Source organism: uncultured Campylobacter sp. (assembly GCF_938030145.1).
GTDB lineage: Bacteria > Campylobacterota > Campylobacteria > Campylobacterales > Campylobacteraceae > Campylobacter_B.
Map to the genome: position 1 here is coordinate 25,107 of NZ_CALHGM010000045.1, position 13,176 is coordinate 38,282.

17 protein-coding genes are annotated in these 13,176 nt (G+C 48.1%); 2 read left to right on the plus strand and 15 right to left on the minus strand.

What is annotated here, in order from left to right; all coding sequences use genetic code 11:
* Positions 1–73: 73 nt before the first annotated feature.
* The 4 genes from Q0323_RS10310 to Q0323_RS10325 all read right to left on the minus strand — a co-directional run bounded on the left by Q0323_RS10310 (position 74) and on the right by Q0323_RS10325 (position 4,870).
* Positions 74–1,627: an ATP-binding cassette domain-containing protein gene (locus Q0323_RS10310; RefSeq protein ID WP_298054191.1), complete on the minus strand. Its 1,554-nt coding sequence runs from the start codon at positions 1,625–1,627 to the stop codon at positions 74–76.
* Between the two features lie 324 nt (positions 1,628–1,951).
* Positions 1,952–2,713, minus strand: a complete 762-nt coding sequence (locus Q0323_RS10315; protein ID WP_298054194.1) for a hypothetical protein — start codon at positions 2,711–2,713, stop codon at positions 1,952–1,954.
* A 64-nt stretch (positions 2,714–2,777) separates the two neighbouring features.
* Positions 2,778–4,652, minus strand: a complete 1,875-nt coding sequence (gene mnmG / locus Q0323_RS10320) for a tRNA uridine-5-carboxymethylaminomethyl(34) synthesis enzyme MnmG (RefSeq protein ID WP_298054196.1) — start codon at positions 4,650–4,652, stop codon at positions 2,778–2,780.
* Positions 4,653–4,681: 29 nt separating this feature from the next.
* Positions 4,682–4,870 (minus strand): hypothetical protein, encoded by a 189-nt coding sequence (locus Q0323_RS10325; RefSeq protein ID WP_298054199.1) that lies wholly within the window; start codon positions 4,868–4,870, stop codon positions 4,682–4,684.
* Between the two features lie 22 nt (positions 4,871–4,892).
* Here Q0323_RS10325 and bioB point away from each other — a divergent pair, with 22 nt between their 5' ends.
* Positions 4,893–5,882 carry a biotin synthase BioB gene (gene bioB, locus Q0323_RS10330; protein ID WP_298054201.1) on the plus strand — a complete coding sequence of 330 codons (990 nt, stop codon included), beginning with the start codon at positions 4,893–4,895 and terminating at the stop codon, positions 5,880–5,882.
* Between the two features lie 39 nt (positions 5,883–5,921).
* The gene (locus Q0323_RS10335) at positions 5,922–6,347 is read left to right on the plus strand and encodes a hypothetical protein (protein WP_298054203.1); all 426 of its coding nucleotides are present in this window, start codon (positions 5,922–5,924) and stop codon (positions 6,345–6,347) included.
* 319 nt (positions 6,348–6,666) lie between these two features.
* On the opposite strand, the gene Q0323_RS10340 is transcribed toward Q0323_RS10335, so the two are convergent.
* The 11 genes from Q0323_RS10340 to Q0323_RS10390 are packed head-to-tail and all read right to left on the minus strand — an operon-like array spanning position 6,667 to position 13,176.
* Positions 6,667–8,274, minus strand: coding sequence for a hypothetical protein (locus Q0323_RS10340; protein ID WP_298054205.1), 1,608 nt, complete (start codon positions 8,272–8,274; stop codon positions 6,667–6,669).
* 9 nt (positions 8,275–8,283) lie between these two features.
* Entirely contained in the window at positions 8,284–8,865 is a 582-nt protein-coding gene (locus Q0323_RS10345) for a hypothetical protein (RefSeq protein WP_298054206.1), read from the minus strand.
* Positions 8,858–9,298 (minus strand): glycoside hydrolase family protein, encoded by a 441-nt coding sequence (locus Q0323_RS10350; RefSeq protein WP_298054208.1) that lies wholly within the window; start codon positions 9,296–9,298, stop codon positions 8,858–8,860. Before Q0323_RS10350 ends, Q0323_RS10345 begins: the two co-directional genes overlap by 8 nt.
* Positions 9,295–9,714: a DUF5675 family protein gene (locus Q0323_RS10355; RefSeq protein ID WP_298054209.1), complete on the minus strand. Its 420-nt coding sequence runs from the start codon at positions 9,712–9,714 to the stop codon at positions 9,295–9,297. The genes Q0323_RS10350 and Q0323_RS10355 overlap by 4 nt, the downstream gene beginning before the upstream one ends.
* Positions 9,695–10,051: a hypothetical protein gene (locus Q0323_RS10360; protein WP_298054211.1), complete on the minus strand. Its 357-nt coding sequence runs from the start codon at positions 10,049–10,051 to the stop codon at positions 9,695–9,697. The genes Q0323_RS10355 and Q0323_RS10360 overlap by 20 nt, the downstream gene beginning before the upstream one ends.
* Entirely contained in the window at positions 10,035–10,388 is a 354-nt protein-coding gene (locus tag Q0323_RS10365; protein WP_298054214.1) for a hypothetical protein, read from the minus strand. Before Q0323_RS10365 ends, Q0323_RS10360 begins: the two co-directional genes overlap by 17 nt.
* A complete protein-coding gene (locus Q0323_RS10370) occupies positions 10,385–10,744 on the minus strand; it encodes a hypothetical protein (RefSeq protein WP_298054216.1) in 360 nt (119 codons plus the stop codon). Before Q0323_RS10370 ends, Q0323_RS10365 begins: the two co-directional genes overlap by 4 nt.
* Positions 10,741–11,277 carry a hypothetical protein gene (locus tag Q0323_RS10375; RefSeq protein ID WP_298054221.1) on the minus strand — a complete coding sequence of 179 codons (537 nt, stop codon included), beginning with the start codon at positions 11,275–11,277 and terminating at the stop codon, positions 10,741–10,743. Before Q0323_RS10375 ends, Q0323_RS10370 begins: the two co-directional genes overlap by 4 nt.
* Positions 11,277–11,534 (minus strand): hypothetical protein, encoded by a 258-nt coding sequence (locus Q0323_RS10380; RefSeq protein WP_298054224.1) that lies wholly within the window; start codon positions 11,532–11,534, stop codon positions 11,277–11,279. Before Q0323_RS10380 ends, Q0323_RS10375 begins: the two co-directional genes overlap by 1 nt.
* Positions 11,531–12,082: a hypothetical protein gene (locus Q0323_RS10385; RefSeq protein WP_298054226.1), complete on the minus strand. Its 552-nt coding sequence runs from the start codon at positions 12,080–12,082 to the stop codon at positions 11,531–11,533. Before Q0323_RS10385 ends, Q0323_RS10380 begins: the two co-directional genes overlap by 4 nt.
* Before the next feature lie 8 nt (positions 12,083–12,090).
* A complete protein-coding gene (locus tag Q0323_RS10390) occupies positions 12,091–13,176 on the minus strand; it encodes a hypothetical protein (protein WP_298054229.1) in 1,086 nt (361 codons plus the stop codon).

The following is a 13,176-nucleotide window of genomic DNA, read 5'->3' on the forward strand; positions in this document are numbered from 1 at the left end:
TCTAAGGCGAAATTTCATCTAGACGCCAAATTCCATCGCGAAATTCTGCGTAGAATTTTAAAATTTCGCCGCTTTACTTTATGCGCGACATTTCGCCTCTTTGCATCTTATAAATTTTATCTGCGGCGCCGAAGTATTTATCATCGTGCGAGATCGCAAATATCGTGTATCCGCGCGATTTCAGCTCCGGCAAAATTCGCTCGTAAAACTCCGTGCGAAACTGCGGATCGAGATCGGCCGCAAACTCATCGAGCATCAAAAATTTTCGCCCGTCCATCAGCACGCTTACGAGCGCCAAACGCTTGCGCTGTCCGCTAGATAGGCTCGTGGTGCTAAATTTGGCTCCCTTTAGCTCAACCTTATCCTTAAGGTGCGTGAGCGCCAACCACTCGCGCGCGATGTCCGCATCGCCCGTAGCGTAGTCGAAGAGATAAAAATCGCTGAAAACCGCGCTTATGTTGTTGCTGTAGGCGCGCAGATCAGAGAGTTTAAGAGCCGCGCCATCGGCTAAAATTTCGCCTGCTTGCGGCGTGTAAAGGCCCGCTAAAATCATAAAAAGCGTCGATTTGCCGCTGCCGTTTTCGCCGATTAAAAACACCGTCTCGCCCGCATTTAGCTGCAAGCTTACCCCTTTTATGCCGAATTTCCCGCCGGGATACGAAAAGCCCACGTCTTTAAGCTCCAAGCTGCGCCATGGCTGCATTTGCACAAGCTCAAAGCCCTGCACGAATGGGTCTAAATTTAATTCTTTAATCTTTGCGTAGGCAATCTTGGCGCGCAGCACGCTAGGAAGCGAGAATATTAGCATCATCAAAGGCGCGCGCAAAAAAAGCACCGTAAGCGCGATCGTTACGGCGTTTGCGAGCTCCGCTTTGCCGCCGCTAAGCCCAAAATAAAGCACAAAGCCCACCGCGCCTAGCATCATCACGTTCATAAAATTGCTCGCAAACGCGCCGTAAACCTCGGCTCGCAGCGAGCTTTGGCGTAAATTTTGCGCGTTGGGCAAAAAGTCGTTTTCGTATAGGCTCTTTGCTTTGGCTAGGCTTAGCGACAGCTCCTTGTGCCCCTCGATCGCCGCGGCGTAGTTTTTATACAAAACGTCCTCGTTTTGGCGGTACAGATCGTAATTTTGCATGACTTTTTTCATCAAAAAGCGGTTGAATACCATCAGCGCGCCGATCCAAACGAATAAAAACGCAAACATCATAGGCGCGATGTATAGCACATAGATGCTGCAAAATAGCACAATCATCGCGCCTTGAATGAGCTCGGAGATGCGCATAAAGCCCTCGGTCAGGCGCGAAATATCGCTAGAAAGGGATGCAAGCAGGTTCGCCTTCGACGCAGCCTCGATGCGCTCGAACTTCGTATCGATGATCTGCTTGATGATCTTGGTGCGCAGATCGAATACGAAGTCGTTTTCCATCTTGCAAAGCATGATGCGGCTTAGCACCGAAAGCAGCAAAAATAGCGCCAAGAGCGCGAAAAATAGCGCGATGATCCTGCCGCCTCTTTCGGCGCCGTCAAGTAGATATTTATTGATAAAGCTTAAAATCAAGATCCCCGAGCCGCTGTAGATCGCGTTTAGCGCGAGCATCGCGAGGATTTGCTTGGTATATTTTTTCATCTTTCGCCCCAATGAAATTTGAGCGTAATTGTGGCAAAATTCGCTTGAAAAAACGGTTAAATTTTAAATCCGTTCTCATTTCTCGAATAAAATTTTACCCGGACTGCGTGAAATTCCGCCGTAAATTTATCCTCTTTTGGCGCACCAGGAGCGATAAGCTCTATCTGTGTTCACGTCCATGACAGAAATTAGCAGATAGGATTAAATTTGACGGATTGCAAAATTTTGAGTCAAATTTAAAGGCCTAAAGCGAGAGCGCAAAATTTCAACTATATTTTTAAATTTTATAAACTTTACCGGCTCTGCTAAAATCTAAATTTAACTCTAGGCATCGCCCTTTTTGTTGCGCTCGGTGATAAATTTAGCTAATAAATTTATCTCCAATTTGCTTACTTCAAATAACGCTGTGATTTTCTTTTCGGCTAGGTCTAAATTTTTGTTGCAAACGACTTTGAAATATCTGCGCAGCTCTGCGTAATCATTTGGATCGCTGATCATAAAATTACAAAACAAGCCGTTTTTGCCCTGTAAAAATATCATATCAAAAACACTATCAACGCCCTTGCCAAAATGAAAAATGATCTGAGGCAAAAGCACCATGCAGATCGTCGCTAAAATTATAAAAACAGATGTCGCTACGGGCAGAACTACAAACATCGCCGCCATGATAACGACAAGAAATATTATGCCTGATTTACCGCCGACGCTATCTAGCCCGTAATGTATCGGAAGCGCGTAGGATACTGTTTTGTGAAGCTTTCGTATTTGACGCGGCGCAATTTCCGCAAAAATGTTACCGTCAATTATCTTGACGATTTTATCATTATAAAAATAGACATAAGCGTTTCTATAGAAATTCATATCGAATTTTCTCCTGCCTATGACGAGCAAAAAGCATAATGAAATTTTAAATATATCGGAGTTGCCGCCAAAAAATACGTTTCTTAAAATTCCAAAAGCCATTAACGCAAGCATCAAAATAATCGAAATTTTTATGACTTGATTAGTTTCGTCTTTGATGACTAGCGGCTCTTTGTCGTAGTCTCTTGCAAATTTTCTCAGGCTTAAATTTAACTCATCTTGCATGCTCATTCCTATTTTGTTCGCGTAGTCAAATTCTACTACGGCTTTCTCACGCCAGACGCGCAGCTTATTTCAAGCCAAAATTTTGCTTGATGTAAATGTGCAAAATATCGATCGCAGCGGGCGTTACGCCGCTGATCTCGCTCGCGGCAAAAAGCGTCGGCGGCGCAAAGCGATTTAGCTTCTGCACGATCTCGTTGCTAAGCCCTCCGATCTTGCTAAAATCGATCTGCGGCGGGATCGCGACGCCCAGCAGCCCCTTCATCCTCTCGACCTCGGCGCGCTGCATCGCGATGTAGAAATGATACTTGCACTGCGTTAAAATTTCATCCAAAACCTCATCGCTAAAACTCTCAAAATGCGGCACCAGAGCAAGCAAGCTCGCCTTTGAAAAGCCGCTTTTGGCTACAATTTTTTGCAAGCTGCAGCTTTGCGAAATGGGCTCTGCGCCGATACTTTGTAGCAGGCTAAGCGTCTGTTTCGAAGGGGTAATCTGCGTTTTTAGCAAAAATTCCATTCCGCTCTGCACATCAAGCTTAAGCTTACGCGCCCGCTCGTAGCTCGCCTCGTCTAAAAGACCGATCTCGCGGCCGTATTCGCTCAGGCGTAGCACGGCGTTGCCCTCGCGCAGCAGCAGGCGAAATTCCGCACGCGAAGTAAACATTCGGTAAGGCTCGTTCGTGCCCTTGGTAACCAGATCGTCGATCAAAACGCCGATATACGCCTCATCCCTACGCAAGATCAAAGGCTGCCGCCCGCGCAAATCAAGTACGGCGTTGATGCCCGCCATCAGCCCCTGCGCCGCGGCCTCCTCGTAGCCGGTGGTGCCGTTGATCTGGCCTGCCAAAAACAGCCCGCGGATCTTTTTAGTCTCGAGGCTGTGTTTAAGTTCGGTAGGATCGATGAAATCGTACTCGATCGCATAGCCCGGGCGGACGATTTTAGCATTTTCAAAGCCTTTGATCGTGCGCAAAAACGCAATCTGCACGTCGTAAGGAAGGCTCGTAGAAAGCCCGTTTACGTAATACTCCGTGGCCTCGCGCGTCTGCGGCTCGACGAAAACGTGGTGGCGGTCGCGATTTGGAAATTCATAAATTTTTGTCTCGATGCTCGGGCAGTAGCGCGGGCCGGTGCTTGAAATTTGCCCCGTAAACATCGGCGCGCGGGCGAAATTTTCGCGGATGATCTCATGCGTGCGCTCGTTCGTATAAGCGATGAAGCAAGCAAGCTGCTTCGGCGCAAAATTTTTGCTGCGAAAGCTGAAAGGGCGCGGATCGGCGTCGCCGTCTTGGCGCTCAAGCACGCTAAAATCGATCGTCTTAGCATCGATCCTCGGGCAGGTGCCCGTCTTTAGCCGCCCCATTTGCAAACCCAGGCTTCGCAGCGATTCGGCTAGCTCGACGCTCGCCAGCTCGCCCACGCGCCCCGCTTGTAGCTTGTTCTCGCCTACGTGAATTAGTCCGTTTAAAAAGGTGCCTGCGGTGATTATCAGATGCTCGGTCTCATAAACGTTGCCAAGATGGGTTTTAACGCCGCAAATGCACGGCTCGCCGCCTTGCTCGCAGGTTAAAATTTCACTCGCGATCTCCTGGCTTACATCCAGCCCCTGCGTGTTTAGCAGCAAATTTCGCATGTAGATGCGGTATTCATCCATATCGATCTGAGCGCGCGAGCCTCGCACGGCGGGACCCTTACTCTCGTTTAAAATTCTAAACTGCAGCCCGCACGCATCCGCCGCAAGCCCCATCTGACCGCCCAGAGCGTCGATCTCCTTTACCAGATGTCCCTTCGCAAGGCCGCCTATTGCAGGGTTACAGCTCGCAGCGCCGATCTGCTCGGCTAAGATCGTAATTAGCAGCGTCTTTGCGCCCATTTTTGCGGCGGCTAAGCTCGCCTCGATACCAGCGTGCCCGCCACCCACAACGATAACGTCGTATTTCATTTTTTACCTTTAAATTTAAAGCCGCAATTTTAGCCAAAATAAAATTTCAAAACGATAAATCGCACGCAGATGTCGCAGATGAGCCGTCCGTAAAAGTCGCGGCACAAAATCGGCGAGCAAGGGCGTAAAATTTCGCATAAAATTTTTAGCGCAAAATTTCTGCGCCAAAATTTCACGCGCGAGCTTTGCTTTAAATTTCGCATTGTATAATTATGCATTTTTTTTCAAAAAGGCTAAGTATTGATAGACAAATTTTATGTTTCTGAGCTGAAAGATCGCGTGATAGGCGGCTGCGAGATTGCAAAGCAGCAGGCGCTAGAGCTGGCGCGATGCGAGGATTTGGGCGCGCTTTTTGCGGCGGCGGATGAGATCAGGCGTGCTTTTTGCGGCGATAAATTTAATCTCTGCACGATCATAAACGTAAAATCGGGGCGCTGTAGCGAGGACTGCAAATACTGCGCGCAGTCGGCGCATTTTGATACGGGCTGCGAGACTTACGGAATTTTGGGCGAGCAGCAGGTGCTAAGCGCCGCGCTTGCGAACGAAGCCGAACAGACGCACCGCTTCTCGCTCGTTGCCAGCGGGCGCGGAATTTCTCAAAAAAGCTCCGATCTGAGGGCATACTGCGCGATTTACGAGCGGCTGCGAAGCGAAACGCGGCTGCATCTGTGCGCCTCGCTGGGAATCGCCTCAAAGCCCGCGCTAGCGCTGCTTAAAGCTAGCGGCGTGCAGACCTATCATCACAATCTCGAGACTTCGCGCAAATTTTATCCGCAGATCTGCACGACGCACAGCTACGACGATCGCATCCAAACGATACGAAACTGCCGCGCCGTGGGGCTTGACGTATGTAGCGGCGGGATTTTCGGGCTGGGCGAGGGCATGGAGGATCGCATCGATATGGCGCTGCAGCTGCGAGAGTTGGGCGTTAGCTCCGTGCCGATCAATATCCTGACCCCAATCAAGGGCACTCCGCTGCAAAACGCCGCGCCGTTAGAGCACGATGAAATTTTAAAATCGATCGCGATCTATCGCTTCATCTTGCCGCGCGCGTATCTGCGCTTCGCAGGCGGCAGGCGGAATTTGGGAGAGCACGTGCGCACGGCGCTTGGATGCGGCATCAACTCGGCGCTTACGGGCAATTTCCTAACCACCACCGGCGATAGCATCGCAAGCGATAAGGCGCTTGTGGCGCAGTGCGGATTCGACCTAGCAAAGGGCGCAGACTAGCAGCGGTCGGGAATTAAAGATAAAATTTAAGAGGCGGCTATGAAGTTAAAATTTTTCCTTGCCTTGGTTTTAGTCGTGTTGCTTGGCGGTTGCTCGCTACTCTCGCAGGGCGACGAGGAGGCTCCATTCTTGGCGGACGCGAGCAGATGCGACGTCATAAGCTCGCTAAATAAGGAGCAGTCAAATCGCTGCGCGAAGCGGCAAAAGATTGACGCCGAAGTCGCGCGAAAGGCGCAAGAGCAGGCGGTATCGCAAGATACGCTTAATTCATTCAGAGCGGACAGCGCGCAAGCACAGCAAAGAGCGCATGAGCAATATATCGCCACGCAGCGAAGCCTAATGCAGCAGCAAACACAGCAGCAGATGGAGCAGATGCAGCGGCGGCAAAATATGAGAAATTTACAAAACGAGCAGAACTGGAACAGGCTACGCAATCTAGAAAATATAAGCAGCGGTAGGATTTAGCCGTGAATTTAAAAATTTGATCTAAATTTTAATTCGCGCGACTTTCATTCTAGAGCAATTAGCCCAGATAAAAAAATATGATGAAATTTCAACCAAAATACTACAAAATCAAATGAAGTCTTAAATTTCAAGGGCAGGCAGCTAAATGCTAGAAAATTTTAATTGATTTTAAGTGATGAAATGGTGACCACAGGAGATTTGATTATAATATGTATATCGCCTAAAATAGGCAATATGTAAATTTTAGTTATACACTTAATTATACAAAATTTATAATCAGTAAAAAGATAAGTAAAAACGTAACGGACGGGGGATAAATTTAAATACTTCTTATCGCGCTATTAGGTTCGTTCATAGCGCTATCGTCGATCGATATTAGCGTGCCGCCCTCTAAGCCCAAGTCGTATTCGACATCGCGCTCATAAAAGCGTCTTTTTGCGTTTTCTTCGTCCATATCGGCGTCGGAATTTACGCTGACGACTTTTTCATCTGCGCTTTGCTCTTGCATATCCGTATCCTGTGTGTCGCCCGCCTTGCGAAAAGCGCCGCGTATGTCCTGCACGAGTGCAAAAGCTTTGGAGCCGATAGACAGAGCTCTTAACGCAGTCGTAAGATACAATTGTGATGTCGAAGTAGCACCAGCTGCCGCAAATCCGCCTATAGACGCTCCTTGTGTCGCTGCAGAGCCTAGACCCGCGGAGCTACCGGCTCCCGCCCAAGAGCTTACGCTCACGCCGTTGTAAAGCTGGCAGGTTTGATTGGCGCCTGCTGCTCCTGCAACGGCTTGGTTGGTAGCCGTGCTTGCGTTTTGAGCGGCGGCGGTTTGAAAGAAAAAGTCTTTTGCGGCGGTATAAATCGATCCGATCGCGCCGATCCAACCTACTACGCGTCCAAATTTACTTAGGGACTTATTCCCGCTTAGCATTCCAAGCGTAGCAATAAAACCGCCGATTGCGCCTGCGATTGCGAGTGTCGCCATTACGCCCGCCAAGGTTACCGCACCGCTACCTGCGATCGCGCCTATCGTAGCCGCCGCGGCAGGACCATAAGTGCCTACCGAAACAGCGACGAGGATTGCAGAAACGATGAAAAGTACGGGCGGGATTATTTGTTTGTACCATCCGCCCTTTTTTGTTTTTGTGTGATACGCTACCCCGTTATACACGTTCCAGTTTTTTATCCACTTTCTCACGCCTATAACGGGAGCATCGCTATCGGCATAAAAAAGCGGATACGCTTTGCCGTATGCTCTCCACGTAATTTTATCTTCTTTTGCGCTATACCAAGCAACGGCATAGTATAAAAGAGCGGTCCCTTCGGATATGTCTAAAACATACCCGCTTGCGTATTCGTAGTTTTCTAAACCAAGCGCGGCGGCTAGACCCTCTCCCTTGGCGCGACCCTCGAAGCCATGCGGGTTTTTGGGCGTGTCGGGTAAGGACTTTACGTATTCTATTATCTTAGAAGCATTGAATTTCCCGCCCGAATTCTTACAATAAAAAGTAAAATCCGAAATTTTTGTTTTTTTGACCCAAAAATAATCCGTTATCTGCCCCTCGCTCGGGCCATTATATGTTTCGGTAGGCTTTTGTTTGCTGAACAGTTGCGAAAGTCCAAGATTATTGCCCCCGTCTCTGGTATAAGGCTGCACTCCTCCGCTGTTGATATTATATGCTCCGTATTCGGGAGGGATAGGCTTCCAATCTATGTCCCTTGACGTTTCGCTGCTGTCTTTGCAAAAATAAACTCGTCCCCATTGTTTGGTATCGATAAAAATTCTCGAAACACGCCCTTTTCGCACTAGCTGCTTATGTAGATACTCATGGGTACGGTTGTATGCAAGCATACTCCATATCATCCCGTTTCTGGCGTCTTCTACGAAATTCCACGAGGTCTGTTTAAAAAACGCTGCTGCTTCGGTAGACATTCTTTCTCCTTACGGAGTGATTTTATCGATCGCGTCAAACATTCTCGTCGTCAGATCCGCAGGCGGCACTAATCCTCCTACCGAATAGCCAAAATTTGCATCCTTTAGCATCGTTGCTTCTTGCACTCGTAGCTTGTCGTTGTAACTTTCAATCTCGCGCGTAATAGCCTTTTTGCGTTCGCCCTCACTTTCGGTTTGAGCGTTGATAAGCTTTGTGCGCGCTTCGTTGAATGCGGCTTCTTTGTCCGCTAGGGCAAGCTTTTTCTCCATCAGATCAAGCTCGCGCTCCTTGAGTTTTACATCCGCATCGGCTATTTTTACTTGGGCTTCGAGCTGCTGTTTTCGCAGCGGCAACTCCTCGCTTTCGCTTAGAAGCCTTAGGGCTATATCTTGTGAGCTCGTCGTTACGCTTTGCGTCATCGAAACGAGGGTGTTGCAAAGCATATCAAATTTCTTATCGTTATGTAGCCCGTAAAGCTGCATGTATTCATCGATCTTAGCGGTAAATTTTTGATACGGCGTATCAGCCGCCATAGTGTCGCCGAGCACGCGCTTGTAAAGCTCGCTATATGCTTCTTTATAATCAGCCATTTTTCAGTCCTTTAATGTAGCCCTCAACCCTTTTTGGGGTTTGGCGGTAAAGCAAGCTTGCTTTTAAATTTCTTGCCGCTTGTGCGTAATCGCCTGCTTCTATGCAGCCTAAGGTATGACGGAAGCCCATAAGCCCCGCAAGCCCTAGCTGATATGCCATTTCGATTAGGGTGTCCTGCACGTTTTGCGGCTTGTCCGCAAGCCACCGCAAACACTGAAAGAGCCGTTTTTGAAGCTTTTTTAGTTTGAGATTTAAAATTTTATACGCCACCTCTCGGCTCATCGGTTCCGCCTTGCCGCCGTTTAGCTTGAGCTCATCAGGGCTAAGAGCGGCTACCAAAAAGCCGTATCCTATCGTAGCCTTTCCGAGGCTGTCTTTGTATATGTGATCCCGAAAGCCCTCGTGAGCTTTGATGTTTTCTAGCAGGCTCATATCCCCTCCTCGTTTGTGATCTCTATGAATTCTATGTGTTTGCCTATGCAAATTTCAAAAAACGAATTGTATGCCCGAACGGAGTTTGTAACCCCCGCAGCGTTGTGTCCGTCGCCTACGAGAATACATCCCGATGTTTCTTGCGGGATATTGCCCGTATGGATCAGAATGTATCTATCTTTCGGCACCAGCTCGTTATATAGAAGCGGACACATCCGTTTTTGTCTTGAGCTATTGTGCCACTCCATTTGATACCTGCCTGCCGGTATACGCCTATCCTTGCCCCTCTGCGTAGTATCGCCGCCTGCCGGCTCTAGGGTGAAGCACTCAAAAAGCCTCTTTCCGTCGTCCGTGATCGTGAGTTTCCCGATCGTTCCGTCGTGAATGTTTTTAAATCTATTTATCTTTATCTTCATATTCCGATCCTCCGAAATCCGTATCTTTTAAATTTTTAATCTTCTTCGACAAGAAGCTATTTATTTTTGCTCTGACCCAATCTGCGCCGAACCAAGCCACCGCTCCGCTAAGAGCTATGCAGGATTTGGGACTGCCGGGCATAAACTCGCTCAGCACCGCGTAGCTCACAAACGCAAACAGCATCGATGAGCCCACCGCCACGAGCCACGATATGACCTTTTGTCCGCCCGATCCTCGCAGCTTCATATTTCCGCTACCGATCCCCAGCATTGAGCCCAAAAAGCTTATGATCCCTACAAGTATGTAGTTCCACACTTCTTTATCGATCCCCCACATTCGCGCACTCCTTCAGGAGCGCTTCGCAGGTTTGATAGTATTTTGCCAGCTCGACCGCGCTTTGCATATTGTCTGGATCAAATTTAGGCTTTGCAGGGAGGCTTACTTTGCACCTTATCGGAATGAAAACGTCTTTATATTCCGTTCTTGTTATCGGCGCCTGTTTTGCACACCCGCTAAGAGATACGCACAGCGCCAGCCCTATCAGAAAAAGAAAAAATCTGATGATATACTCTCGCTTGTGCCTAGCTAGCTCTTTTTGGTAGTTTTTATCCATCAAAAATGTTTTCCGCAGAGGCTTTGAATACTGCGGCATATATAGCTGTCCTGTTTTCATCTGCCCATCTCCCTGAATATTTCCTCATAGAATTTCAGCTTCTTTTCGCATTTTGCGTCCCTTATCGGCACATTTATCGGCTTGTATCTAGTTTCTATCTCTTTTTTGATGATAGGACCGGCGGCTTTGAGCTTTTCGTTTTGCAGAGCGATCTCTTCAAATTTGGCGTTTTGCAGATCGATCTTTGCGTTGCAAGCCTGCAAATTCGAGGAGCTTACGAGCTCTTGCGTTTTGGCGAATACTAGGTCTTTGTTCAGCTGCTCGATCTTGTTCTTTAGGCTATGGTTCCACCCCGCCAGCGCAAGGCTGGTAAGGATCAGCGCGCCGATAATTCCAAGGTAAATTTTAAAACTCATATCATCACCCATAAAATTATAAACGCCGCATCCTGCATAGCCCCATAAAACACCTCTTGCCTGCCCCACGCATCGCTCGCTTCAAATGCTCGAAATTTGATCGTCCATTTCGTGCGGTATCCTAGCTCACAAGCAAGCGGAAAACCCGCCGCAAGAGCTACGGCAAAAAGCGGCGCGCCGTAAATGCCCGCAAAGAGCAGCGGTACGAATACCGGTAGCCACCATAAAAGCCCGCGCAGAAACAAACAGACGCGGCAATAGCCTAGCCAATGCTCGCGCGGGTCTTTGATAATCTTGCGGGCAAGGCGCTCGATAAATTTCACCTCATGCTCGCTTGTGTAACTGCCGTGGGTTACGAGCGCGCCGACCCATACGCCCCAGCCTTTGCTTTCTCCGAGCAAATACCCGAGCCCGCAGATGATCGCAAGGTAGAAATTTCCCAAAAAGGCAAATATCAGCAGAGCCACTACCAGCGCATTGATTTTCGCAAAGTAGGCGTATCGCCCGCGTAGCCTATTGAGTACCCAAAACATCATCGCTCCTTTGGGCGGCTCTTCACGACATCAGCGAATTCATCGCTACCTAGATACCAGAAAGGCTTTGAGCCGTCAGGGTATTGAAATTTCGCAAAGTCGTCGGGGTGCGTCGCAAGGTGCGCGACCACTCGAAAGATATTCATCATATTGGAATGATCCCATTGGCCGCATTTGCGAGCCCTTAGAAAAATTACCAGCGGGCAGGCAAGAATTCCAAGTATAAACGCAGGGAGAAATATCAAAAGGTAGCTCATAGCGCCACCTCGATTGTGTCCGCAAACACTATGGCGTCTAGCTCTTTTTTGCTCTTTGCTTTTGAAATTTTGAGTTCATACTGCCATTTTAGAGTGTGGAGTTTTTGACCCCCGAGCTGAATCGCCTTTTTAATGCGCTTCAACTCCTCTTGGCCGCTTATCGCCTTCATCGAGTTATCATACATCCTAAACGCCCTTACTTCAAGACTATCAAAAGTATCTATCATGGCCTCGACGTTTAGGAGATAGAGATAGCCGCCGTTGATGACGCCGAAGTCTTTGAGATTGATCTTGCAGCTATCTCCCATATCGTGCGTCCATCTCGCAAGCTCAGCGGTCTTTGCTTCGCGAAGCTGCTCGATAGGCGGCTCCTCTATCTTCGTGCTGAAAGCTTTCGTCTCGGGGTTTATGTGAGTGGCTCCGTCACTGATAGCCTTAGCCCATTGCTCGTCGCTTATTTCGACGTTTGGAGTCGGGATGTTTTTGTGTATCTCACTATCGTAGTATCCTAGAATTTTTGAATTTCCGTCATAGTTTACGTATTTCATAATCTCTCCTAATTTCCTATTGCTATCCATGCTATATGACAAGAACTATCCGAATCGACGTTCTTGACCGTGCAGGTTGTTGTGCTCCACGCTTGCGTATATGGGCTTAGAATTCCATTTTCAGGCAATGGCAAATGCGGCGAGCATAAAACTACGAAACAAGCATGAGGAAATGCCATTGGAAATATCTGCGTTCTAGCTTCGCCTGTTGCTAACCTATGCGTCATACCAAACTGAATTATCAATCCGCCCGGCAATCTAGCATATCCTACTTGGTTTTTATTGTCCGGTGTTATGGCATCGCTATCCATCCACGCGACATCGTTTTGGACGGAATTTAGGCATTGCAAAACTCTTGTTAGCGTAGCCCCACGCTCATATTTATCTTCCGCATTGCGAAAAATTAATTCGCTAGTTGCCCCCATCAAATTATCTTGAGTATTTGCGCCTAGCCCGACGTGTTCACATAGTGAGTATCGAGCTTTTATATCTCCTTCCTGCGTTCTTTTGACTATCGTATCCGCAGTTTCGTTAATACTTGCAGCGGCTCCGCCTAATTTTGCGCTATCTGCGGCTTGCTCGGTTTTGCCGAGCTTGCCTGCGGTGGCGCTTATTGCGGTGGTTATACCCTGCGCGAGGGTCTCAAATTTCGCATTCGCCTCAATCTTTGAGTAACCATACTCCACGCTCGCTTTGGTCGCTAACTTCCGCTCAATCAAATTCGAGCTATAAGTTTGAATGGCGCTTTGAGCCTCGTCGTTAATAATTCCGCTTTTTAAGACGACCTCTATCTCTGCTTTCAACTTTCGCAGGCTTTCCAATAGGGTCTGCTGCTGCTCGAATTTTTGATTTATCGTGGCGGCTTTTTCTGAAATGTCTTTATGCGCGACGTCCACCTTGTCCTTAAGCTCTTGGACGAAATTTTTATCTTGCAAGACCTGATTTGCTTTTTCCAAGATGTCGTTATAGATAGTATTTAAGCGGCTGTTATCGATTTTGCCGATAGAGGCGATCGCTTTTTCTATTTCTGCGCTTAGGGTCTTTAGAATTTCAAGCTTTTCAGCACCCAGTTTAAGTTCATAAATCGATACCAT

Coding starts and splice junctions, on each gene's coding strand:
- Q0323_RS10310 (WP_298054191.1), bottom strand. CDS start 1,627: ATGAAAAAATATACCAAGCAAATCCTCGCGATGCTCGCGCTAAACGCG.
- Q0323_RS10315 (WP_298054194.1), bottom strand. CDS start 2,713: ATGCAAGATGAGTTAAATTTAAGCCTGAGAAAATTTGCAAGAGACTAC.
- mnmG (WP_298054196.1), bottom strand. CDS start 4,652: ATGAAATACGACGTTATCGTTGTGGGTGGCGGGCACGCTGGTATCGAG.
- Q0323_RS10325 (WP_298054199.1), bottom strand. CDS start 4,870: ATGCATAATTATACAATGCGAAATTTAAAGCAAAGCTCGCGCGTGAAA.
- Q0323_RS10335 (WP_298054203.1), top strand. CDS start 5,922: ATGAAGTTAAAATTTTTCCTTGCCTTGGTTTTAGTCGTGTTGCTTGGC.
- Q0323_RS10340 (WP_298054205.1), bottom strand. CDS start 8,274: ATGTCTACCGAAGCAGCAGCGTTTTTTAAACAGACCTCGTGGAATTTC.
- Q0323_RS10345 (WP_298054206.1), bottom strand. CDS start 8,865: ATGGCTGATTATAAAGAAGCATATAGCGAGCTTTACAAGCGCGTGCTC.
- Q0323_RS10350 (WP_298054208.1), bottom strand. CDS start 9,298: ATGAGCCTGCTAGAAAACATCAAAGCTCACGAGGGCTTTCGGGATCAC.
- Q0323_RS10355 (WP_298054209.1), bottom strand. CDS start 9,714: ATGAAGATAAAGATAAATAGATTTAAAAACATTCACGACGGAACGATC.
- Q0323_RS10360 (WP_298054211.1), bottom strand. CDS start 10,051: ATGTGGGGGATCGATAAAGAAGTGTGGAACTACATACTTGTAGGGATC.
- Q0323_RS10365 (WP_298054214.1), bottom strand. CDS start 10,388: ATGAAAACAGGACAGCTATATATGCCGCAGTATTCAAAGCCTCTGCGG.
- Q0323_RS10370 (WP_298054216.1), bottom strand. CDS start 10,744: ATGAGTTTTAAAATTTACCTTGGAATTATCGGCGCGCTGATCCTTACC.
- Q0323_RS10375 (WP_298054221.1), bottom strand. CDS start 11,277: ATGTTTTGGGTACTCAATAGGCTACGCGGGCGATACGCCTACTTTGCG.
- Q0323_RS10380 (WP_298054224.1), bottom strand. CDS start 11,534: ATGAGCTACCTTTTGATATTTCTCCCTGCGTTTATACTTGGAATTCTT.
- Q0323_RS10385 (WP_298054226.1), bottom strand. CDS start 12,082: ATGAAATACGTAAACTATGACGGAAATTCAAAAATTCTAGGATACTAC.
- Q0323_RS10390 (WP_298054229.1), bottom strand. CDS start 13,176: ATGGTATCGATTTATGAACTTAAACTGGGTGCTGAAAAGCTTGAAATT.